General features: G+C 72.6%; 22 protein-coding genes. 10 read left to right on the top strand and 12 right to left on the bottom strand.

Going from position 1 to position 21,790, the window contains the following annotated elements; genetic code table 11:
• Positions 1 to 26 precede the first annotated feature (26 nt).
• Positions 27 to 545: an Rv3235 family protein gene (locus ASE15_RS14485; protein ID WP_235534440.1), complete on the bottom strand. Its 519-nt coding sequence runs from the start codon at positions 543 to 545 to the stop codon at positions 27 to 29.
• Between the two features lie 122 nt (positions 546 to 667).
• On the bottom strand, positions 668 to 1,705 hold the full coding sequence (locus tag ASE15_RS14480) for a LysM peptidoglycan-binding domain-containing protein (RefSeq protein WP_056763998.1): 1,038 nt from the start codon (positions 1,703 to 1,705) through the stop codon (positions 668 to 670).
• A gap of 166 nt (positions 1,706 to 1,871) precedes the next feature.
• Between ASE15_RS14480 and ASE15_RS14475 the strand changes: the two genes are divergently transcribed.
• Positions 1,872 to 2,408, top strand: coding sequence for a hypothetical protein (locus tag ASE15_RS14475; RefSeq protein ID WP_235534438.1), 537 nt, complete (start codon positions 1,872 to 1,874; stop codon positions 2,406 to 2,408).
• A gap of 123 nt (positions 2,409 to 2,531) precedes the next feature.
• Here ASE15_RS14475 and ASE15_RS14470 read toward each other — a convergent pair whose 3' ends face one another.
• On the bottom strand, positions 2,532 to 2,747 hold the full coding sequence (locus tag ASE15_RS14470) for a helix-turn-helix domain-containing protein (protein ID WP_056646101.1): 216 nt from the start codon (positions 2,745 to 2,747) through the stop codon (positions 2,532 to 2,534).
• 210 nt (positions 2,748 to 2,957) lie between these two features.
• On the opposite strand from ASE15_RS14470, the gene ASE15_RS14465 reads away from it, so the two are divergent.
• Genes ASE15_RS14465 through ASE15_RS14455 form a run of 3 tightly spaced genes read left to right on the top strand, consistent with a single transcriptional unit; the run spans position 2,958 to position 5,582 of the window.
• Complete coding sequence (locus ASE15_RS14465; RefSeq protein WP_056646778.1) at positions 2,958 to 3,647, top strand: hypothetical protein; 690 nt, start codon at positions 2,958 to 2,960, stop codon at positions 3,645 to 3,647.
• Positions 3,644 to 5,053 carry a hypothetical protein gene (locus tag ASE15_RS14460; protein WP_056763994.1) on the top strand — a complete coding sequence of 470 codons (1,410 nt, stop codon included), beginning with the start codon at positions 3,644 to 3,646 and terminating at the stop codon, positions 5,051 to 5,053. The genes ASE15_RS14465 and ASE15_RS14460 overlap by 4 nt, the downstream gene beginning before the upstream one ends.
• 4 nt (positions 5,054 to 5,057) lie before the next feature.
• Positions 5,058 to 5,582 carry a hypothetical protein gene (locus ASE15_RS14455; protein ID WP_056646107.1) on the top strand — a complete coding sequence of 175 codons (525 nt, stop codon included), beginning with the start codon at positions 5,058 to 5,060 and terminating at the stop codon, positions 5,580 to 5,582.
• Positions 5,583 to 5,693: 111 nt separating this feature from the next.
• Here ASE15_RS14455 and hisN read toward each other — a convergent pair whose 3' ends face one another.
• The 5 genes from hisN to ASE15_RS14430 all read right to left on the bottom strand — a co-directional run bounded on the left by hisN (position 5,694) and on the right by ASE15_RS14430 (position 10,610).
• Positions 5,694 to 6,473 carry a histidinol-phosphatase gene (hisN, locus tag ASE15_RS14450; RefSeq protein ID WP_056646111.1) on the bottom strand — a complete coding sequence of 260 codons (780 nt, stop codon included), beginning with the start codon at positions 6,471 to 6,473 and terminating at the stop codon, positions 5,694 to 5,696.
• Positions 6,474 to 6,476: 3 nt separating this feature from the next.
• On the bottom strand, positions 6,477 to 7,619 hold the full coding sequence (locus tag ASE15_RS14445) for a ribosome small subunit-dependent GTPase A (protein WP_056764215.1): 1,143 nt from the start codon (positions 7,617 to 7,619) through the stop codon (positions 6,477 to 6,479).
• Complete coding sequence (gene aroA, locus ASE15_RS14440) at positions 7,619 to 8,962, bottom strand: 3-phosphoshikimate 1-carboxyvinyltransferase (RefSeq protein WP_056763992.1); 1,344 nt, start codon at positions 8,960 to 8,962, stop codon at positions 7,619 to 7,621. The genes ASE15_RS14445 and aroA overlap by 1 nt, the downstream gene beginning before the upstream one ends.
• 203 nt (positions 8,963 to 9,165) lie before the next feature.
• Complete coding sequence (locus ASE15_RS14435) at positions 9,166 to 9,792, bottom strand: DoxX family membrane protein (RefSeq protein ID WP_056763989.1); 627 nt, start codon at positions 9,790 to 9,792, stop codon at positions 9,166 to 9,168.
• A 272-nt stretch (positions 9,793 to 10,064) separates the two neighbouring features.
• Complete coding sequence (locus tag ASE15_RS14430) at positions 10,065 to 10,610, bottom strand: ferritin (protein ID WP_056763986.1); 546 nt, start codon at positions 10,608 to 10,610, stop codon at positions 10,065 to 10,067.
• Between the two features lie 212 nt (positions 10,611 to 10,822).
• On the opposite strand from ASE15_RS14430, the gene ASE15_RS14425 reads away from it, so the two are divergent.
• Both ASE15_RS14425 and rsrA read left to right on the top strand, forming a co-directional pair.
• Positions 10,823 to 11,629, top strand: a complete 807-nt coding sequence (locus ASE15_RS14425; protein ID WP_056646784.1) for a sigma-70 family RNA polymerase sigma factor — start codon at positions 10,823 to 10,825, stop codon at positions 11,627 to 11,629.
• Positions 11,626 to 11,949 carry a mycothiol system anti-sigma-R factor gene (gene rsrA, locus ASE15_RS14420; RefSeq protein ID WP_082608480.1) on the top strand — a complete coding sequence of 108 codons (324 nt, stop codon included), beginning with the start codon at positions 11,626 to 11,628 and terminating at the stop codon, positions 11,947 to 11,949. The genes ASE15_RS14425 and rsrA overlap by 4 nt, the downstream gene beginning before the upstream one ends.
• Before the next feature lie 199 nt (positions 11,950 to 12,148).
• Here the strand turns inward: rsrA and ASE15_RS21885 are convergent, their stop codons facing one another.
• Entirely contained in the window at positions 12,149 to 12,223 is a 75-nt protein-coding gene (locus ASE15_RS21885) for a 50S ribosomal protein bL37 (RefSeq protein ID WP_156968370.1), read from the bottom strand.
• Between the two features lie 149 nt (positions 12,224 to 12,372).
• On the opposite strand from ASE15_RS21885, the gene ASE15_RS14415 reads away from it, so the two are divergent.
• Genes ASE15_RS14415 through ASE15_RS14405 form a run of 3 tightly spaced genes read left to right on the top strand, consistent with a single transcriptional unit; the run spans position 12,373 to position 14,854 of the window.
• On the top strand, positions 12,373 to 13,326 hold the full coding sequence (locus ASE15_RS14415) for a DUF4097 family beta strand repeat-containing protein (protein ID WP_068625390.1): 954 nt from the start codon (positions 12,373 to 12,375) through the stop codon (positions 13,324 to 13,326).
• Entirely contained in the window at positions 13,326 to 13,928 is a 603-nt protein-coding gene (locus ASE15_RS14410) for a PadR family transcriptional regulator (RefSeq protein ID WP_056646799.1), read from the top strand. Before ASE15_RS14415 ends, ASE15_RS14410 begins: the two co-directional genes overlap by 1 nt.
• A complete protein-coding gene (locus ASE15_RS14405) occupies positions 13,925 to 14,854 on the top strand; it encodes a DUF4097 family beta strand repeat-containing protein (RefSeq protein WP_056646123.1) in 930 nt (309 codons plus the stop codon). Before ASE15_RS14410 ends, ASE15_RS14405 begins: the two co-directional genes overlap by 4 nt.
• Positions 14,855 to 14,995: 141 nt before the next feature.
• Here ASE15_RS14405 and ASE15_RS14400 read toward each other — a convergent pair whose 3' ends face one another.
• On the bottom strand, positions 14,996 to 15,628 hold the full coding sequence (locus tag ASE15_RS14400; RefSeq protein ID WP_235534437.1) for a GDSL-type esterase/lipase family protein: 633 nt from the start codon (positions 15,626 to 15,628) through the stop codon (positions 14,996 to 14,998).
• 119 nt (positions 15,629 to 15,747) lie between these two features.
• Positions 15,748 to 16,662, bottom strand: coding sequence for an aldose 1-epimerase family protein (locus ASE15_RS14395; RefSeq protein ID WP_056646804.1), 915 nt, complete (start codon positions 16,660 to 16,662; stop codon positions 15,748 to 15,750).
• 147 nt (positions 16,663 to 16,809) lie between these two features.
• Between ASE15_RS14395 and ASE15_RS14390 the strand changes: the two genes are divergently transcribed.
• A complete protein-coding gene (locus tag ASE15_RS14390) occupies positions 16,810 to 17,805 on the top strand; it encodes an aldo/keto reductase (RefSeq protein WP_056763984.1) in 996 nt (331 codons plus the stop codon).
• Positions 17,806 to 17,887: 82 nt separating this feature from the next.
• On the opposite strand, the gene ASE15_RS14385 is transcribed toward ASE15_RS14390, so the two are convergent.
• Positions 17,888 to 21,733: a multifunctional oxoglutarate decarboxylase/oxoglutarate dehydrogenase thiamine pyrophosphate-binding subunit/dihydrolipoyllysine-residue succinyltransferase subunit gene (locus tag ASE15_RS14385; RefSeq protein ID WP_056763981.1), complete on the bottom strand. Its 3,846-nt coding sequence runs from the start codon at positions 21,731 to 21,733 to the stop codon at positions 17,888 to 17,890.
• Positions 21,734 to 21,790 lie beyond the last annotated feature (57 nt).

The raw sequence follows: 21,790 nt of genomic DNA, 5'->3' as shown, positions 1-21,790 counted from the left end.
CGCCCGAGGAGCACTGCGAGCGGCGGTCAGCCGATCTCGAGGACCACGACGCGCCACACGCCGCGCCGGGCCTCGAGTCGGACGGCCGCCGCTCGTACTCTTTCCATGTCCTCCAGGACGATCGTGGCCTCGGCGGCCGTGTCGCCGAGTCGCAGCAGCCGGGCCCGACGGATCGCCACGGGGCGAGAGGCGGCGACGCGGTCCGGCGCGTCCTGCGCGAGCTGGGCGCGGCGACCGATCGCGTCGAACACGTCGGGGGCGAGCCAGCGCTGGAGCTGTGCGACAGGCCGCTCGCCTCGCAGGACCTCGACCGCGGCGCGCACGACCGAGCAGCAGAGCGAGGTCGGGTCCGGTAGGACTGTCTCCGTCGCGGTGACCACGGGCCGCCCGCTCTCCGCCAGGTCCTCGGAGTGCGGGAACTGGGGTGGGCCTCCGAACGTCAGGACGCGGACCGATCGGCGGGCGGCCCGCGGCAGGGTCGCGACGGACTCGTGACGCGGGGCAGCGCCGGAACGGACGGCTGGGTGCTCCGTGGAGATCGACATGGTGCTCCTTCGGGGTGCGGCAGGGGACCGGGCCGCTCGTGCGGGCGCCGGTGACGAGATGCTGAACCGACCTGGTGGCCGGGGTTCGGGAGGTCTGCCGAGGCGGCCGCCCCGGGGCGAGATCAGGGGGACGGGGGTGCGCTGAGGATCTGGCCAGGCTTGATGAGGTCGGGATCGTCACCGATGACGTCCCGGTTGGCGCCGAACCACCGCCGACACTCGGCGGCCACCTGGGCGTCCGAGGCCTCGCTGCCCAGGCGCCGCTCTGCGAGCGACCACAGGGTGTCGCCGCGGAGCACCACGATCTCCACGACCGAAGGTGCGGGCGCGGCGGGATCCGACGCCGTGGCCGGCGAAGGGGTCGCGGCCCGCGCTGGTGAACCGAGCAGCGTGCCGAGAGGGACGTGCGCGGGACGTGGCGTGCTGTGTTCCGGCTCCTCGGGCGAGTCGGCCGGCGGTGGTTCCCTGACCGTCGGGACCGGGGCGGTCGATGCAGGCGGCTGCGCTGCGGCGTGGGGAGTCGGCTCGGCGGACGGTCCGGACGTCGGTGAGGGGGACCGGGGGGCGGCCCCGGTGGGGGCGGGACCGGACGAAGGTGCCGGCACGGCCAGGGGATCGCTCGCGGAGGGGCCGGCGGCTGGGCCCACGGCGGGCATGTGTCCCGCATCGTCGACCGAGCTGTCGGTCTGCGGGGTGGGCTGCCAGCCCAGGTCGACGACGAGGGATCCGTTCGTGCTGCCCTCCGGTACGGGCGGCAGCTCGGCTGCCTGCGCGGCGCCGCCCCCCAGGGCCAGCCCGGCTCCGACCGAGAGCGAGACGCCGATGCTGGCCAGTCGGCGGACGGCCGCAGGTGCATGGCGCAGCACGAGACGCTCACCTGTGTCCCATCGTCGCCCGAGGGCCTGGGCGACCACGCAGACGAGGGCCAGGGCCGAGGTCAGGGCGACCCACGCGGCGAGCACCGCGCCGACGGCGAGCACGAGGATCTCGAGGTGCACCTCGACGCGTGGCGTCGGCAACGACTGGGCGATGCGGCCTCCCCGTGCGGCGAGCAGGGCTGCAGCGAGCCCGGTCGCCATCGAGACGACGACGAGCGCTGCGAGCCGTGGTGCACGTCGATCGTGCTCGTCGTCCCGCCCGTGCTGAACCTGTTGCGCCATTGCTTCCCCCTGAAGACGGTGACTTCCGTGCAAGCACGACGATCATCGCGTTTGATCGCGTTTGATCTCGTTACATCAAACTCGATCCCGCTTGCCCTGTCCAGAGGAAGTTCGCACCGCGGACAGGTCTGGACGAAACCCCCCGGGGAGGCGCTAGCGTGTGCGCGTGCGCTGGGACCTCTTGTTCGCCGATCTCGCGGCGCAGCTCGACGCTGCCGAGGCCGCTGACGGGGTGCAGACCATCGCCGAGCTCACCCGCGCGGAGCAGGGGACGATCCTGCTGACGGACCGGCTGCGTGCGGCCGTGGGCGCCCTGCTCGACCTTCACCTGGTCGACGGTCACCGCCTCGCAGCAGAGGTGCGCGACGTGGCCCCCGAATGGGTCCTCCTGGCCGAGAGGTCACGCCAGCACGTCGTGCCGCTGACGGCGATCGCGTCGATCCACGGCCTGACCCGTCACGCCGTGGCGCCGACGTCTCGCACTGAGGCGGGCAGGTCGCTCGGCGCTGCGCTGCGTGCACTCATGCGCGACCGCGCGCCGGTCCGCGTCCGGACCCGGTCGGGGCAGGTGGACGGCCGGGTCGCACGGGTCGGCAGGGACCACCTGGACGTCGAGGAGCTGAGCCACGAGCAGCCGGGCAGAGCGGCGCGCACGGGTCGGCTCGTGCCGTTCTCCGCGCTGGTGTGCGTGAGCGAGACCTAGGGGACGGCGCAGGGGGATGCAGGGGAGCAGGGGGAGAGGGGACCGGCGGCGACGCGGGTCGGAGGAGACGCGCCGCGGGACGACAGGCTTCGTCGAGGGACGATCTCGACGAGGTCGACCGTCTCAGCCCTCGAAGTCGCCGGCGTCGATGCGCGTGCGCGTCTGCTGGTACAGGCGCTGGATGTATCCCTCGAGCTCGGTGGCCTCGACTCGCCACTGCCCGCGCCCGCCGACCTGGATCGCCGGCAGGTCGCCGCTGCGGACGAGGGCGTACGCCTGTGCTGCGGAGATGTTGAGCTCCTCCGTCACGTCGGCGAGGGTGAGGAAACGCGGTGCCATGGCGACATTCTTCCACGAGGCACCAGATGGATGGAGTTGTCCACAGCCACCCCGAGGTCACCTCCCACCTCGACGCCCCAGCGGCCATGATGTGCACGAGCACGCCGTCAGGCTCCGCTCGAGGTCCGGGTCGTGGCACGCGCCGACCCGCACCGTCCGACCTTGCCCGACCCCGCCCACCCTGGGACCGACCCGACGAAACGGATCCTCATGACGAGCACGATCGACCGCCTGCCCACCCCGACGGTGGCACGCGTGCGCAGGCCGACCTGGCGCGACCCGCGACTCGTGCTCGGGATCGTCCTCGTGGCCGGGTCCGTGGCGCTCGGGTCGTGGGCCGTGTCCACCGCAGGACGGACGGTCGCGGTCTACGCCGCGGCAGGGCCGCTCACGCCCGGCGAGACGCTCGACGTGAGAGCTCTCCGGACCGTCGAGGTCCGCCTCGGGGCGCAGGAGGACGACTACTTCGTCGCGGGCGAGGCCGTGCCCCAGGATCTCGTGGCGCTGCGCGTCGTCGGGGACGGAGAGCTCGTCCCGCGCAGCGCCGTCGGTGACGCGGCCGAGCTCGCAGTCCGTCCCGTGGCGATCTCGGTCACCGGAGGGTTGTCGGACCGGGTCACGGACGGCGCCCTCGTGGACATCTGGTTCGTCCCGGACCCGGACACCACCACGGGAGCGGGCGGCGCCGGCAACGACGTCGTCCCGGCGCCGGAGCCGCCGCACGAGCTCGTGGGCCAGGTCGTCGTCGCACAGGTCGCGGAGGCGTCGAGCACCCTCGTCACCGGCGGCGCGACGACGCTCCACGTGCTCGTCCCGACCGACTCGTTGCCCGAGGTCCTGGGGGCTCTCGCGGCCGAGGGCGAGATCGCCGTCGTGCCCGTCGCCGGGGGAGCGTCATGACCCTCGGACCGACCGGGCCCCTGGCCTCCGTCCTGTGCGCCGTGCGCGGCGACACCGAGACGATCGTCGTGACCGCCCTGACCCGCCCAGGTTCGGGGGTCTTGGTCGCGCGCCGTTGCGCGGACCTCACCGAGCTCCTGGCCGCAGCGGGCGCGGGCGCGGGGACCGCAGCGGTGATCTCGGCCGACCTGCCAGGCATCGACCGGGAGGCCGTGGCCCATCTGCACGAGCACGGGGTGCGGGTCGTGGCCCTCACCGACGGGCAGAGCTGGCTCGCCGACCGGTTGCGGGCGATCGGGATCGACGTGGTCCTCGACGAGGAAACCCCCGCCTCGGTGCTCGTCGAGACGGTGCGCGACGAGGCGCGGGGGCGCGGGGGCGCAGGACGTGCCGACGCGCCAGGAGCGCCCCCGCCAGGGCGAGGCCCCGGTCGGCCGGCCGACGAACCACCGGTGCCGGTCGAGTCTCGACGCGGACGGGTGCTCGCCGTCTGGGGTCCCACGGGCGCCCCCGGGCGCACCACGGTCGCGGTGCACCTCGCGGCAGAGCTGGCGGGACTGGGACCCGAACGCGGGACCCGGCGACGAGGACGTCGGAAGGAGGGGCCGCCGTCGGGCACGGGATCCGGTCCCGACGACGTGCTCCTGGTCGACGCGGACACCTACGCCGGATCCGTGGCCCAGCACCTCGGGCTGCTCGACGAGTCGTCCGGGATCGCCGCCGCGGCCCGCAGTGCGGGGAACGGCACGCTCGATCTGGCCGGTCTTGCCCGCCTCGCCCCCGAGGTCGTCCCGCACCTGCGCGTGCTCACCGGGATCGCCCGCGCCGCGCGCTGGCCCGAGCTCCCGGGCTCGTCGCTCGACGTCGTCTGGGAGCACGGTCGGGCGCTCGCGGACTGGACCGTGATCGACTGCGGGTTCGGGATCGAGCAGGACGAGCTCCTCACCTACGACACCCGGGCTCCCCAGCGCAACGGCGCGACGCTCAGCGCGCTCGCCGCGGCGGATGCCGTGCTCGTCGTGGGCGGGTCGGACGCCGTCGGGATCCAGCGGCTCGTGCGGGGGCTCACCGATCTCGCCGAGTCGGGTGCGGCGGCCGGTGCGCTGAAGATCGTCGTCGCGAACAGGGTCCGCGCCTCGGCCGCCGGGCCACGCCCCGAGGCGGCCGTCCGGGACGCCCTCGGCAGGTACGGGGGAGTCGCCGACCTGCATGTGCTGCCCGACGACCGGTCCTCGCTCGACGCGGTGCTCCTCGCGGGGCGGACACTCGCCGAGTCCGCCCCCGAGGCGCCGGTGCGGCGTGCGATCGCGGCCCTGGCGCAGCGGGTACGGACCGAGCTCGGAGCAGTGCCGGTGGCTCCCGCGCCGGGCGGACCACGCGAACGCGTCCCGGAACCGGCACACTGATCCCATGCGCATCTACGTTCCCGCCACCGTCGACGAGCTCGACGCCGTCACCGTGACCGGCGACGAGGCCGTGTGGTCCCTCGCTCCGCGAGCCGCTCACGCCGTCACGTCCGCCCTCTCCCGCGAGCTGCCCGACGAGGACGAGGAGGGCCTGGAGTTCGCCGCGGCCCTCGAGGCCGCCGACGACTCCCTCGCCCTCATCGCCGGCCGGGTCGGCGCCCCGCGTCAGCGCCTCGTCGTGACCGTCGACGTGCCCGACGAGATGGTCTCGCTGACCGAGCCCCGCGGCGGCGAGACCGCCGAGGACGTCGCGCCCAGCGCGGTCGAGGTGACCGCGACCATCCCGGAGGTGCGGATCGTGTGCGTCCACGTCGACGAGCCCGAGGCCGCGACCGACATCGCCGACGTCTTCGCGGCGGCCGACGAGGACCGTGACGAGGACCTCGACGCGGCCCTCGACCGCGTGAGCGAGCGCGACCTGCTCTGGTACGACTGGTCGGAGCTCAAGAGCGTGCCGCGCGCGAAGTAGTCGTGCCCAGAACGAGGTTGTGGTCGCTATCCCACGGATAACGACCACAACCTCGTTCTCGCCGGTACAGCAAGGTGCACCGGCACCCGTCAGCGGCTCACGACGGACCCGTCAGGACAGCCGGCCCAGGATCTCGTCGTGCAGCAGCCCGTTGGTCGCCACGGCGTTGCCGCCCCACGGTCCGGGCGCGCCGTCAAGCGACGTGAAGGTCCCGCCCGCCTCGGTCACGATGGGGACCAGGGCGGCCATGTCGTAGAGCTCGAGCTCGGGCTCGGCCGCCGCGTCCACGGCACCCTCCGCGACGAGCATGTAGGACCAGAAGTCGCCGTAGGCGCGCGTGCGCCAGGTCTCGCGCGTCAGGTCGAGGAACGCGTCGAGCCTGCCGCGCTCCTCCCAGCCGGACAGCGACGAGTAGGACAGCGACGCGTCCTCGAGCCTGCTGACCTTGGACACGTTCAGGCGGCTCGCGGCCGCGAGCGAACGCCCCGTCCATGCGCCCGTGCCCTTGGCGGCCCACCAGCGGCGGCCCAGCGCGGGAGCGGACACGAGCCCCACGACGACCTCGTCGCCGTCGGCCAGCGCGATGAGCGTGGCCCACACGGGGACGCCGCGCACGAAGTTCTTGGTCCCGTCGATGGGGTCGACGATCCAGCGCCGCGCACCGTGCCCGGACTCGCCGAACTCCTCGCCGACGATCGCGTCGCGACCCCGAGCCCGCGAGAGGTGGCTGCGGATGATCTCCTCAGCCGTGCGGTCCGCGTCGCTGACCGGGGTGTTGTCCGGCTTGGACTCCACGGTCAGGTCGAGGGCCTTGAAGCGGGACATGGTGTGGGAGTCGACCTGGTCGGCGATCACGTGAGCCAGGCGCAGGTCGTCGTCGTAGGTCGGCATGGCTCACACCGTACCGGTGCGCGCGGCCAGCAGGCGGCGGAACGACTCGACACGCGCCGTGCGCGCCGCCTTCTCGTCCTCGGGCGAGGCCTCGAGCCAGTCGTCGAGCGCGCAGTCGGGCGCGCCGTCGAGGTGCGTGCAGCCGCGGGGGCAGTCCTCGGCGACCACGTCGAGGTCGTCGAAGGCCTTGAGGAGGTTCTCGACGTCGACGTGCGCGAGCCCGAACGAGCGCACGCCGGGCGTGTCGATGACCCAGCCGGCAGGGTTGCCGTCGGCGTCGGGCAGGCGCAGCGCGACCGCCGACGTCGAGGTGTGCCGACCGCGTCCCGTCACGTCGTTGACGACGCCCGTGGCGCGGTACGCGTCCGGGACGAGCGCGTTGACGAGCGTCGACTTGCCGACCCCCGAGTGGCCCACGAGCACCGACGTGCGGCCCTCGAGCTCGGCCCGCACGGCCTCGAGCGGTTCGATGCGCCACGCGTCCTCGGTCGTATCCGAGCTGTTGTGCCCGGGCTCGTCGCCGTGCCCGCTGTGCCCGCCCTGCCCTGCCCCGTCGGAGGCGTCGGCAGTCGCGTCGTCGTGCACCCGGCGCGTCACGACGACCTTGACCCCGATGGGCTCGTAGAGCTCGCGCAGGGGCGTCGCGTCCGCGAGATCCGCCTTGGTGAGGCACAGCAGGACGTCCATACCGGCGTCGTACGCGGCCACGACGCAGCGGTCGATCATGCGCGTGCGGGGCTCGGGCTGGGCCAGGGCCGTGACGATCACGAGCTGGTCCGCGTTCGCCACGATGATGCGCTCGTACGGGTCGGTGTCGTCGGCCGTGCGGCGCAGGGTCGAGGTGCGCTCCTGGATGCGCACGATCCGCGCGAGCGTGCCGTCCTCGCCCGTGGTGTCCCCGACGATGTCCACGCGGTCCCCGCACACCACGCGGTTGCGGGTCAGCTCGCGGGCCTTCATCGCGAGGATAGTGCGTTCCTCGGGGGTGTTCTCGTCGAGCAGGAGCGTGTAGCGCCCGCGGTCGACGCCCGTGACGAGCCCGGTCTCGGCGTCCTCGTGCTGAGGGCGCTGCTTGGTCCGCGGGCGCGAGTTCCTGTTGCTCGCCCGGTCGTGGAAGTCGGACTCGTCGCGGACGCGCCGAGCCATCAGCTCGCCGATCCCTCGGCCGTCAGCATGCGGTCCCACATGGCCGTGAAACCGGGCAGGGTCTTGGCGGTCGTCTCGACGTCCTCCACGAGCACGCCCGGCACGCGCAGCCCGATCAGTGCCCCCGAGGTCGCCATGCGGTGGTCGTGGTACGTCCGGAACGTGGCGCCGTGCAGCGGGCGCGGGGTGATGACGAGGCCGTCGTGCGTCTGCTCGGCCTGCCCGCCGAGGCGCGTGATCTCGGTCGCGAGCGCTGCCAGACGGTCGGTCTCGTGCCCACGCAGGTGCGCGATGCCGCGCAGCCGGCTGGGGGAGTCGGCCAGCGCGGCGAGCGCCGCGATGGTCGGGGCGAGCTCGCCAGCCTCGTGCAGGTCGATGTCGATCCCGCGGATCTCGCCGGTCCCGGTCACGGACATGACGCCGCCCGCCAGCTCGGCCCGGCCGCCCATCGCGGTGAGGAGCTCGGCCATCATGGCGCCCGGCTGGGTAGTGACCGAGGGCCAGCCCGGCACGCGCACCGTGCCGCCGACCACGAGGGCCGCGGCGAGGAACGGTCCCGCGTTCGAGAGGTCGGGCTCGACGTAGACGTCGCGCGCGGCGATGGGCCCGGGCGACACGGTCCAGGTCAGGGGGCGCGAGTCGTCGACCTGCACGCCGGCCTCGCGCAGGACCTCCACGGTCATGTCGATGTGGGGCACGCTCGGGAGCGTGGGGCCGACGTGGCGCAGCGTGATGCCCTGGTCGAACCGGGCCGCGGCCAGGAGGAGCCCCGAGACGAACTGGCTCGACCCCGACGCGTCGACGTCGACGGTCCCGCCGCGCACCGCGCCGTGGCCCGTGATGGTGAAGGGCAGGGTGTCCTGGCCCTCGACGGGCACGCCCAGGTCGCGCAGCGCGTCGAGGACGGGTCCCATGGGGCGCACGCGGGCGCCCTCGTCGCCGTCGAACCGCACGGTGCCGTCGGCCAGGGCGGCGACCGCAGGCACGAAGCGCATGACCGTGCCCGCGAGCCCGCAGTCGATCTGTGCCGGGCCGCGCAGTGCACCGGGCGTGACGTGCAGCTCGCTGGGGACGTCGCCCTCGGTGATGCCCACACCCAGGTCGCGCAGCGCGCCGGCCATGAGGTCGGTGTCGCGGCTGCGCAGCGCGCCGCGCAGCACGCCCGGCCCGTCGGCGAGGGCCGCGAGGACCAGGAGGCGGTTGGTGAGCGACTTGGAGCCGGGGACCGCGACGGTCGCGTCGAGCGGGGAGCCGGCGGTCGCGCCGGTCCGGCTGGGCGCGGGCCAGGCGGCCGGGTCGAGGGCGGTCTCGTCGGAGCGGGCGGCAGGAAGGTCGCTGGTCACATGCCCCAGGTTATTGCACGGGGTGCGAGGAGCGGGCTTCCGTCCCGTGCGCGGCGGGGTCCCGACGGCGCGGCGCATCGCCAGCGCACCGTCACCTGCTGCGCGCTCTCACCGGCCCGACGGCGCCGCTCGCCGTGGTGCAGCGGTCCAGGTCCCGCGCGGGTCGCCCAGGGGTCCGGCTGCGAGCGACCGCACAGGCGTCGTCAGGAGGAGACGGCGCCCTTGACGGTGTCGACGGCGGACCGGGTCGCCGAGCTCGCGGCGCGACGTGCCTTCCGCGAGGCCTGCGCGGCGCCGTCCGTCACGGTGTGCGCGGCCTTCTCGGCCGTGGAGCTGATCGTGTGCTTGGCGGTGTCGACCTGGTGCTTGGCGTTCTTGGCCAGCGCGAGGTCCTTGCGCGCGCGGTCCACGCGCCAGCGGACGCCGGGCCGGCCCTCGTAGTCGGCGCCGGCGATGAGCGCTGCGCCGATCGCTCCGACGTTCGCGACGAACTTCCGGGTGCGCACGTCGCGGGGCACGTCGCTCGGGGTGAAGGGCTGGTTGACGACCGCGAGCGGCACGCTGAGCGCCGCGAGCGTGAGCGCGGCCGTGCGGGGGGCCTTGCCGAACGCGAGGAAGAGCCCGGCGACAGCGGTCGTGGCGCCGTGCACACGGACCAGGGCCGCGACCTGCTTCTCGCTGAGCGGGTCCTCGACACCGAGCTGCTGCCCGACCAGGCTCACGCCACGGCGGGCGGCGCGCACGTGCTCGGCGGGCTTGAGGGCGGCCTGCACGCCGTCGTAGATGAACCAGGAGGCCAGCATGGGCCTCGCGACGTGACGCAGCAGCATCGGTGGATCTCCTTCGTCGAGCGGGGGCCGCGGGCAGCGGCCGGGTCCGGGACGCCGGGACGTCGTCGGTGCGTCCAGCCTGTCCCATCGCTGCTCAGCATGCCACCGGGCGTGCCACCTCACGGCGACGCGCGCCGGGGGAGCGGGGTGATCGAGGGCCAGGTGTGCCGGTCAGCGCCCGGGGCGAGCGCCGGCGTCGGGCACGAAGCTCCAGGCCGCGCACGGCGAGGGCGGAGCCGGGAACGGCTCGGCTCCGCCCTCGGTGCGTCAGGTCAGATCGCGCCGCCCGCTGCCTCGGGAGCGTCGGCGGACTCGCCCGCATCCCCGATGGTCTCGCGCGCGACGTAGTTCTCGAGGTCGAACAGGTTCTCGCCCGCGCGTCGGGCGACCGTCAGGAGCGTGGTGGCCGAGGCCACCTCCTCGACCTGCTCCTTGAGGAACCACAGGAGGAACTGCTCGCCGAGCGCGTCGCCCTCCTCGCGGGCCGCGCGGAAGATGGCCTCGATCTGGTCGGTGACCTGCTTCTCCTGGTCGAGCGCGAGCTGGAGCGGCTCGAGCACCGAGTCGAAGTCGTTGCGGACCGCGCCGGTGCCGGGGATCGTGATGTCGAGGTCACGGTCCAGGTGGTACTGGACGATCATCATGGCGTGGTTGCGCTCCTCGACCGACTGGCGGTAGAAGTGCGCCGCGAGCTGGGGCAGGTCGTGGGAGTCGAACCACACGGCGATGGCGATGTACTGCTGGTGGGCGTCGAGCTCGTGGCCGACCTGCTCGCGCAGGAGCGTGCGGAACCTGGAGTCGGAAGTCGTGGTCGTCATGCGCCTCACGCTAGCGAGGATCGGCACGGAGCACACCCGATGGTTGCCTGTCCTCACCGAGCGCAGCCTTGCCTGTGCCCGGCGTGGTGTGCGGGGGAGCGGGTCCGTCCGGCCGGAGGAGCCCGGGCCGAGAGGCCTGGTGGAGGTTCGCGACGAGCGGCCCGCCGAGGCGCCGTGGGAATGCCGGCAGAGGCCCGACGGTTGTGCTGAGCGTGACATGTGTACTGGAAGCGGAAGCCGACAAGAGCGCCACCGCTGCACCGAGCCTGGAGGTCGTGCCGTTCGGCGCGATCGCCCCTTCAGCGCTCTCGGCGGACGCCCGACCATCTGGGGGACTAGGCTCGTTGTCGATGACGGATCAGATCAGCAGCAGCGCAGGCGACCTCGCGGGAGCCGACGACGCCGAGGACACCAACCGGGCTCCGGCCACGGAGAGTGACGCGGCGCGTTCGGCGCGCTTCGAGCAGGACGCCCTGGTGTACCTCGACCAGCTCTACTCGGCCGCGCTGCGCCTGACGCGCAACCCGACCGACGCGGAGGACCTGGTCCAGGAGACCTTCACCAAGGCGTTCGCGGCGTTCCACCAGTACCGTCCTGACACGAACCTCAAGGCCTGGCTCTACCGGATCCTCACGAACACGTTCATCAACAACTACCGCAAGAAGCAGCGCGAGCCGCTGCAGTCCGCGGCAGAGGACGTCGAGGACTGGCAGATCCACCGTGCGGCGTCCCACACGTCGCAGGGGTTGCGCTCGGCCGAGGCCGAGGCGCTCGACAGGCTCCCGGACTCCGACGTGAAGAAGGCGCTCCAGGAGCTGCCGGAGGACCGTCGCATGGCCGTGTACTACGCGGACGTCGAAGGGTTCCCGTACAAGGAGATCGCCGAGATCATGGGCACGCCGATCGGGACCGTGATGTCGCGGCTCCACCGTGGTCGGCACCAGCTGCGTGATCTGCTGAGCGACTACGCAAAGGACCGAGGACTGGTGGGGGCCAAGACCCCCGGAGGTGAGTCGTGAGCAAGCAGAACGTGAGCACGGAGGCGGAGGAACCCGTCATCGTGCCGATCCCTCACTCGACCGAGGGCGAGACGGAGTGCGAGCACGCGCTCAAGCACCTGTACGAGTACCTCGACTCGGAGATGACCTCCGACGACGAGGTCCGCATGCGCGCGCACGTCGCGCACTGCTCGCCGTGCCTGGCGGAGCTGAGCGCGGAGGAGCTGGTCAAGCAGCTCGTGCGCCGCTCGTGCCACGAGCAGGCGCCTGCGGAGCTGCGGCTGCGCATCCAGGCGCAGTTCACGGTCCTGCGGACCACCGCGGTGATCGAGACCTTCTGACGTCGGCGCGCCTGCGGGCGTGACGCCGTCGGGCGGGGCATGTACCGCCCGACGGCGGACCGGCCGCTACCGACGGTTCGCCGCGTGGCGGCGAGAAGCACCGAGAACGACGAAAGGGCCTGTCCTCACCGGAGTGAGGACAGGCCCTTTCGTCGCACTCGCCCTCAGGCGCGTGATCGCGGCCCTGGCGGGCTCGTGATCAGGCGTTGGGGCGCTTGCCGTGGTTCGCTGCGCTGCCCTTACGGCTGCGACGCTTGCGTCCGCGCTTGCTCATGGTTGCTCCTCACGCCGGATTCTGTCTGCTCAATGTTCCCACATCCAGGGCTTGTCCTGGTCCAAGACGCGATATATCGTGTGGAGAAAGACGCGATACATCGCGTCATCGACTACCGAGCGGGACACCGCAGGAGCGCGAGGAGAGACATGGCGACCGAGAGCTGGACCGTGACGGGTCCCCAGACCATCGACGTCGGGCCCGTGAGCCGCCTCGACGCGAACCTGCTCAACGGGCGCATCGACGTCGTGGTGCACGACGAGCCCGGCGTCCGCGTCGAGATCCACTCGATCGAGGGCCGGCCGCTCGAGGTGCGTCTCGAGGGCGACCGCCTCCGGGTCGGGTACTCGCCCACGGGTGGCTGGCAGGGCTTCCTCGACTCGTTCCGCAACTACCGCGGCAAGGACCGTGCAGACGTCTACGTGGGCGTGCCGGCCCACGTCGCGGTCAAGCTCGCGACCGTGCGCGGCGACGGCCTCGTCGCCGGGACGCACGCCAAGGTCTCGGTCGCGACCGTGGGCGGGTCCGTGATGACGACCCAGACCACGGGCGCGGTGCGGGTCGACACCGTCTCGGGCGAGGTCACGGTGCGTGACCACGTCGGCACGCTCGTCATGGACTCGGTCTCGGGTGACCTCACGGCCTCGGGCGCGCTCAGCGACGTCAAGCTCAACACCGTGTCCGGGAACGTCACGCTCGACTCGAGCAGCACGCCCGACTCCATGAACGTCAACGCCGTCTCGGCCGACGTCCTGGTCCGCGTCCCCGAGCCCGACGCGCTCGACTACGCGCTGCGCTGCGTGAGCGGCCGGCTCGTGGTCGACGGCGTCGAGCACCGGGGCACGCCCGGGGGCGCCTACCGCCAGGGTGGTCCGGCCGCGGCCCCCGGCAAGCGGCTCCAGGTCAACTCGGTCTCGGGCAACGTGACGGTCCTGCGCGGCGATCCCGAGCAGCCCGTGACATGGGGGGCGCCGACCGGGCACGGGGTCCCCGACGACGCCCCGACCGACGCGTACCCAGGCTACGGAGCGCCGTGGGGCACCGCAGGCGTGCAGGCGCCGTGGACGGCAGGCGGGCCCGCGGACGGACCGGCGGACCGCTGATGGCCTCCGTCTTCGCCCACGGCGAGCTGCGCCTCTACCTCCTCGCGCTGCTCGAGTCGGGCCCCAAGCACGGGTACGAGCTCATGACCGAGCTCTCCGACCGCTTCGGCGGCACCTACCGGCCGAGCGCGGGCACCATCTACCCGCGCCTCGCACGGCTCGAGGAGGAGGGGCTCGTGCGTCGCAGCGACGAGGCCCGCAAGTCCACCTACGAGCTCACGCCCGCGGGCCGGGCCGAGGTCATGGCCCGCCAGGCCGACGTCGCGGCGCTCGAGGACGGGATCGCGCAGACCGTCCGGACACGGGCGCAGGCGCTGCGCACCGACATCGAGGGCTCGATGCAGGGCCTGCGCGCCGAGCTCGCGGCCGCGGCCCAGGAAGCCCGGGTGCGACCGCGCCCCGCGGCGCCCCCGGACCCCCGGCGCGGCGAGTCCTACGCGCGACGCGTCGAGGCCGAGGCGCTCGTCCAGCGGTTCCGCGACGACGTGCGCGCCGACCTGCGGCAGGCCGACGCGAGCAGCGCCGTGACGGACCTGACCCTCGAGACGCTGCGCACCGTGCTCGACTCGGCACGCCGGGCCGTCCGGGGGACGCTCCGATGACGGGCCACGACACGCCGCCGCCGCCCCCTGATCCGCGTCCGGGCGACCAGGGAACCGAGGACCAGCACCACCAGAACGTCCAGCAGCACGACGACCGGCACGACACGCAGACGCAGAAGGAGAACGACATGGGCACCGAGTCCTGGGTCATCGCAGCACCGCAGCAGATCGAGGTCGGCGAGGTGGCCTCGCTCGTCGTGGGCCTCACGAACGGCGCTGTCGAGGTCGTGAGCGACCCGACACGCGAGTCCGGCGCGAGCGTCGACGTCACCGAGGTGGGCCCGCGGCCCCTGCACGTCACGTCGCACGCGGGCGAGCTCCGCATCGCCTACGACTTCGCCGGGGTCGAGGGCGTCGTGGACCGCGTCCGCGGTCTCAAGGACAAGGACACCGCGACCCTGCGCGTCGTGCTCCCGGCGCACCTGCCCGTGAAGGTCTCCACGGCACGCGCCGCGGTCTCCGTGACGGGCACCCGCGCGGACGTCTCGGTCACCACGGCGGACGGTGCCGTGACGGTCGACGACACGGCCGGCGTGCTCGCGGTGAAGTCCGCGGCCGGACGGGTCGCCGTGACCGCGCACGAGGGGGACGTCCGGGTCGGCACCGCCTCGGGCCGCGTCGAGGTCGGCGGACGGCTCGGCCGGGTCACGGCCAGCACGGTCACGGGAGACGTGGTCGTCGAGGCCCGCGAGACCACGCCGCTCGTGACCGCCAAGACCGTCTCGGGAGACGTGACGCTCCGCCTCGGACCGGGGGCGGGGGTCAACCTCAAGGCGCGTGCCGTCACGGGCAAGGTCGTGCTCGACGGCGCCCCGCTGCCCAGCACGCAGTCGCGCACCACGGCGGTCGACCACTCCGACGGCACGAGCGGTGCCTACGTCTCGGCCAGCTCGATCTCGGGGAACCTCACGGTCTCGCGGGCCTGAGGCTCCATCGCCCGCAGGGGCGCGACGAACAGCGGCTCGTGCCCCGGGTAGGGGCACGAGCCGCTGTGGTCTGTCGTCGTCCTGATCGGCCGCCGCACGACGGCCGTCCTCGGCCAACGCGGGGCGACGTGCTCGCCCGGCCTACGCGACGTCGTCGGGCAGGCCCAACCAGGCGTGCCAGCCCGTGTGCAGGACGAGCCAGGCCATGAGCCCGTAGCCCGCCTGCCCCGGGTACCCGCCCACCCCCGTCGCGAGGTCCGCGAGCCACTGCTCGTGCGTCACGAGCGGCGTGAACGTGTCGACGTACGGGACCCGTCGCCGGTTCGCCACGTCGGCGAACGCCCCCGACAGCTCGGCGAGGCGGTCGCTGTCCTCGGGGCGGCCCGGCGGGGGGCCCACCACGAACACCGGGAGCCTGCGCTGCTCGGCCACGTCCAGCACGTTCGCGAGGTTGAGGCGCGACCTGGCCACCGACAGGCCGGCGTCCAGGTCGTGCCGCCCGAGCGCGATGACGAGACGGTTGTCCGACTCCGGGTCCGGGTGGAACCGCTTGGCCGACTCGAGGTCCCAGCGCTGGCTCATCGCCGTGGTCGTCTCGCCCGGGATCGCGAGCGGGAAGACCATCGCCGTCCCGGGGAAACGGGTGCGGGCGACGACGCGCCCCACCCAGCCGAGGCCCTTGGCGTCGCCGACGCCCGCGATCAGCTCGTCGCCGACCACGCAGATCCGTACTTCAGGTTCTCCCACGGTGATGTGCTCCTCGTTCGCTCGCACACCATTGTCTGTCACGACTGGGGTCCCGTGCGGGAGGTCGGGCCCGACGGACGGCAACTGGTGCCGGAGGCGACCATGAAGGTGACCGGCGGCACAGCGTCGCGCAGGGCCCGACCGGCTCAGAGCAGCGTGGCGCCCCACGTCGCCTCGTGCGACGCGCCCGGAGCGAGGCGCACCAGGCGCTCGCCCGAGCGGAACGCGTCCGCGATGCAGCTCATGGGCTCGGCCGCCACACCCGTGCGCCGGTACGCCGTGGCCGACACGTGGTCTCCGGTGCAGACCTGCCAGGTGTCCATCGAGGAGTCCATCCAGACCGCGGCCGTGCGGCCGTCGGGGGCGCTGAGCTGCATCCAGGACAGGCCGTCCTCGTCGCGCAGGACGTCGACGTAGGCGTCGTCGAGGTCGATCCCTGCGAGCAGGCGCGGCTCGCGCAGGTCGAAGTCGCCGGTCGCGGGCTCGGTGCCCGTGGGCAGGAGGCGCTCGTCGGTGGTGACCCGGGTGCTCGCGTCGAGGCGCAGCGTGCACTCGTCGACCGACGCGTCACCGGGCGAGAGCCACGGGTGGAACCCGACGCCGTAGGGGGCGTCGGTGCCGCCCACGTTGGTCGTGCGGGTCGTGACGCGCAGGCCGGCGTCGGACAGTGCGTAGGACACGCGAGCGAGGAGGTCGAACGGGTAGCCGGGGGTCGGGACGAGGTGCAGCTCGAGGGTCACGGCCGACGCGGACTGCTCGACGACGTCCCAGCGCTCCCAGCACACCAGGCCGTGGATCGCGGTGCTGCGGGGGACCTCGGTGAGGGGGAGCTGGAGCTCGACGCCGTCGAACGTGTACCGCCCGTCGCGCAGCCGGTTGGGCCAGGGGAGCAGCACCGCTCCGTGGGACGCGGGAGCGAGCTCGGTCTCGGCGAAGGGGGTGAAGACGTCGCGCCCCCCGACCGAGTACTCGCGGATCGTTGCGCCGACCTCCGTGACGGTGACGCGGTGGTCCCCGTGCTCGATGCGGATCTGGGCGCCGGACGGTGGTTTGATGTTCACGATCACATACGTTACTGGGTGCGGAACACCGCGCGAGCAGCGACAGTAGAACCCGGTCGTGCCGCCCACCGCGGGCAGCAGGCCGAGCGACGCACCGTCCCCGGCCCCCGGGCGACGGGAGCACCACCGCAGGACGAGGAGGAACACATGGAACGAGGAGTGCTCGGACGCACAGGAAGGCTGGTCTCGGTCGTCGGGCTCGGCACCTGGCAGCTCGGGGCCGACTGGGGAGAGGTCAGCGAGGACGACGCCCGCGCCGTCCTCGACGCCTCGGCCGAGTCGGGCGTGACGTTCTTCGACACCGCCGACGTCTACGGAGACGGCCGCAGCGAGGAGATCATCGGCTCCTACCTCGCCGACAACCCCGGCGCAGGGATCACGGTCGCGACCAAGATGGGTCGGCGGGCACCACAGGTACCCGAGAGCTACACGCTCGCGAACTTCCGCGAGTGGATCGACCGTTCGCGCCGCAACCTGCGGACCGACCGGCTCGACCTCGTCCAGCTCCACTGCCCGCCCTCGTCGGTCGTCGACGACGACCAGGTCTACGACGCGCTCGACACGCTCGTGGCCGAGGGGGCGATCGCGGCCTACGGCGTGAGCGTCGAGACGGTCGACGAGGCGCTCGCGGCCATCGCCCGACCCGGGACCGCGACGGTGCAGATCATCCTCAACCCGTTCCGGCTCAAGCCGCTCGACGAGGTGCTCCCCGCAGCCTCGGACGCAGGCGTCGGCATCATCGCCCGCGTCCCGCTCGCCTCGGGCCTGCTGACCGGGAAGTACACGCGCGAGACGACGTTCGCGGAGAACGACCACCGGAGCTTCAACCGGGACGGCTCGGCGTTCGACGTCGGCGAGACGTTCTCCGGGGTCGACTTCGAGACCGGGATCACGGCCGCGGGGGAGTTCACCGCGCTCGTGCACGACGTGCTCGGCCCCGACGTCAGCCCCGCGCAGGCCGCGATCGCCTGGATCTGGCAGCAGCCCGGGGTCTCGACCGTGATCCCCGGGGCGCGCAACGTCGAGCAGGCGCGGGCCAACGCGGAAGCCGGGTCGGCCGAGGTGCTCGGTCCGCTCTTCACGTCCGGTATCCGCGAGATCTACGACCGGTACCTGCGCGAGTCGATCCACGCACGCTGGTAGGTCCGGCGCCCACCACGACGAAGGCCGCCTCCCCGGACGGGGAGGCGGCCTTCGTCGTGCAGCGCTCAGGGAGAGCGTCCGGTCAGCGGGCGAAGGCCTGCTCGAGGAGGACGGCCTGCTGGGCCTGGTGCTTCTTGGCGGTACCCGCAGCGGTCGAGGCCGAGGCGGGACGCGAGACGACGCGCACGCGCGGCATGTCCTCGGGCAGGTTCACGTGGATGAACGACCACGCACCCTGGTTCTCCGGCTCGTCCTGGACCCACACGACGTCGGCTCCCGCGTACTTGGCGAGCTCCGTGCGGATGCCGTCCACGTCGAGCGGGTAGAGCTGCTCGAGGCGCACGATCGCGGTCTTGTCGTCGCCGCGCTTGGTCCGCTCGGCGAGCAGGTCGTAGTAGACACGACCCGTGCAGAGCAGGACCCGGTCCACGTTCGCCGGGTCCACCGAGGCGTCCCCGATCACGGGCTCGAACGTGCCCGTCGTGAAGTCCTCGACCGCCGAGGCAGCGGCCTTGAGGCGCAGCAGCTGCTTGGGCGTGAAGACCACGAGCGGGCGGCGCGGGCGGGCGTACGCCTGCTGACGCAGCAGGTGGAAGTACGACGCCGGCGTCGACGGCTGGGCGACCGTGAGGTTGTTCTCGGCGCACAGCTGGAGGAAGCGCTCGATTCGGGCCGACGAGTGGTCGGGTCCCTGTCCCTCGTAGCCGTGCGGCAGGAGCATGACGACCGAGGAGTTCTGGCCCCACTTCTGCTCGGCCGAGGAGATGAACTCGTCGATGACGGTCTGGGCGCCGTTGACGAAGTCGCCGAACTGCGCCTCCCACAGGACCAGGGCGTCGGGGCGCTCGACCGAGTACCCGTACTCGAAGCCCAGGGCCGCGTACTCGCTCAGCGAGGAGTCGTAGACCCAGAACTTGGCCTGGTCCGCCGACAGGTACAGCAGCGGGGTCCACTCGGCGCCGGTCTCGCGGTCGTGCAGCACCGCGTGACGCTGCACGAACGTGCCGCGTCGCGAGTCCTGCCCGGCCAGGCGCACCGGGGTGCCCTCGACCAGGAGCGAGCCGAACGCGAGCAGCTCGCCGTAGCCCCAGTCGATGCCGCCGTTCGCGGACATCTGGTGACGCTTCTCGAGCAGCTGCGCGAGCTTGGGGTGGACCGTGAAGCCCTCGGGCGGTGCCACGTGCACCTGGCCGACCCGCTCGATGACCGACTGGTCGATCGCGGTCTTCCAACCGACCATCGTGCCGGCGTCCTCGCGCTGGGACTCGGGACGCTCGAGGCCCGCGACGGGCTCCGAGGACGGCGACGGGGTGAAGCCGCCCTCCTTGGTCTCGGTGAACACGCGCTCGAGCTGGGCCTGGTAGTCCTGCAGGACGTGCTCGGCCTCTTCGAGCGTGATGTCTCCGCGGGCGACGAGGTTCTCGGTGTAGAGCTTGCGGACCGAGCGCTTGGCCTCGATGAGGTTGTACATGAGCGGCTGGGTCATCGAGGGGTCGTCGCCCTCGTTGTGACCACGGCGGCGGTAGCAGATCATGTCGATGATCACGTCGCGGTCGAACTGCTCGCGGAACGCGAAGGCGAGCTCGGCGACGCGCACGCACGCCTCGGGGTCGTCACCGTTCACGTGGAAGATCGGGACCTGGTAGCCCTTGGCGACGTCCGTCGAGTACAGCGTGGAGCGCGACGAGGACGGGCCCGTGGTGAAGCCGACCTGGTTGTTGATGATCACGTGGATGGTGCCGCCGGTGCGGTAGCCGCGCAGCTGGGCGAGGTTCAGGACCTCGGGGACCACGCCCTGGCCCGCGAAGGCCGCGTCGCCGTGGATGAGGATCGGCAGCACCGAGAAGCCGTCGCCGCCCAGGTCGATACGGTCCTGCTTGGCTCGCACGATGCCCTCGAGCACGGGGTCCACGGCCTCGAGGTGCGAGGGGTTCGCCGCGAGGTAGACGCGCGTCTGCGCACCCGACTCGGCGGAGAACGTTCCCTCGGTGCCGAGGTGGTACTTGACGTCGCCCGAGCCCTGGACGCTCTTGGGGTCCTGGTTGCCCTCGAACTCCGCGAAGATCTGCGCGTAGCTCTTGCCGGCGATGTTCGCCAGGACGTTGAGGCGACCACGGTGGGCCATGCCGATGCAGACCTCGTCGAGGCCCCCGTCGGCCGCCTTGGACAGGACGGCGTCGAGCAGCGGGATGACGGACTCGCCGCCCTCGAGCGAGAAGCGCTTCTGCCCGACGAACTTGGTCTGGAGGAACGTCTCGAACGCCTCGGCCGAGTTCAGGCGGCGCAGGATGCGCAGCTGGTCCTCGCGCGGCGTGCGGGCGTAGCCCGACTCGAGGCGCTCCTGGAGCCAGCGACGCTGGGCGCGGTCGGCCAGGTGCATGTACTCGATGCCGATCGAGCGGCAGTACGAGTCGCGCAGCAGGCCGAGGATGTCGCGCAGCGTGGACTTCGTCTTGCCGCCGAAACCGCCGGTCGGGAAGGAGCGGTCCAGGTCCCACAGCGTGAGGTCGTGCGTCTGCACGTCCAGGTCGGGGTGCTTGCGCTGACGGTAGGCGAGCGGGTCCGTGTCGGCCATGAGGTGGCCGCGCGAGCGGAACGAGTGGATGAGCTCGGCGATCTTGGCGGGCTTGGCCGCCTCGATCTCGGCGTCCGTCGTGTTGTCGCGGGTCCAGCGGACCGGCTCGTAGGGGATCCGCAGGGCGGCGAAGACGCGGTCGTAGAAACCGTCCTCGCCGATCAGCTTGGTCCCGAGGATGCGCAGGAACTCACCGGACTGCGCGCCCTGGATGATGCGGTGGTCGTAGGTCGACGTGATCGTCAGGACCTTCGAGACGCCGAGGCGGGCGAGCTGCTCGACCGAGGCGCCCGCGAACTCCGCGGGGTAGTCCATGGCGCCGACGCCGATGATGGTGCCCTGACCCTGCATGAGGCGGGGGACCGAGTGCACGGTCCCGATCCCGCCCGGGTTGGTCAGCGAGATCGTGGTGCCCGCGAAGTCGTCGACCGTGAGCTTGTTGCCACGCGCCCGGCGCACGAGGTCCTCGTAGGCGGCCCAGAACTGCGCGAAGTCCATCTGCTCGGCGCTCTTGACGCTCGGCACGAGGAGCTGGCGGGTGCCGTCCGGCTTGGCGAGGTCGATCGCGAGACCGAAGTTGACGTGCGCGGGGTTCTTGACCGCCGGCTTGCCCTCGATCTGCGTGTAGCTCGCGTTCATCGCGGGCATCTCGGTGAGCGCCTCGACGAGCGCGAACCCGATGAGGTGCGTGAACGAGATCTTGCCGCCGCGCCCACGGGCGAGGTGGTTGTTGATGACGATGCGGTTGTCGACCATGAGCTTGGCCGGGACGGCGCGCACCGAGGTCGCCGTGGGCACCTCGAGGCTGGCCTCCATGTTGACCACGACGCGCGCGGCCGGGCCGCGGAGCTTCTGCACGTCGTCGCCGGTCTCGGGCGAGTCGGAGCGGGACGGCGCGGTCGCGACCGCTGCGTACGGCGCGGTCGCGGGCTGTGCCGTCGCGACCGGTCGGGTGGCCTTGATCGCGGCGATCGCCGCGTTGACGGTCGGGTCCGCGGGGACGACGGGCGACCTGCGTCGCTGCGCCGACTCGCCGGCGGCCGAGCCGTCGGTCGCGGGGGTGGGGAGCGCTGCGGCGACCGGCGGCTCTGCAGGGGCCTTCGCGGGGATCTGGACGGCAGGAGCAGGGCCGGCGGCGGCGGGGGCCGACGCGCCGTTCACGGGGGCAGGGCTCCCGTTCACCTCGGCAGACTTCTCCCCGGGACGGTAGTCCGCGAAGAAGTCCCACCACGCGGGGTCGACCGCGTTCTTGTCCTGGAGGTATTGCTCGTACAGCTCGTCGACAAGCCATTCGTTGGCGCCGAACACAGAACTAGCTGCGCTGATCGACTCTGACTCAGCCTTCGGGGACACGCGAGGATCGCCCACTTTCACCACTGATCGTCACTGGATATCGGGTACCTAGTCCGG

Source organism: Oerskovia sp. Root22 (genome assembly GCF_001429135.1).
Taxonomy (GTDB): Bacteria; Actinomycetota; Actinomycetes; order Actinomycetales; family Cellulomonadaceae; genus Oerskovia; species Oerskovia enterophila.
This window is presented reverse-complemented; position numbering and strand designations above follow the sequence as displayed.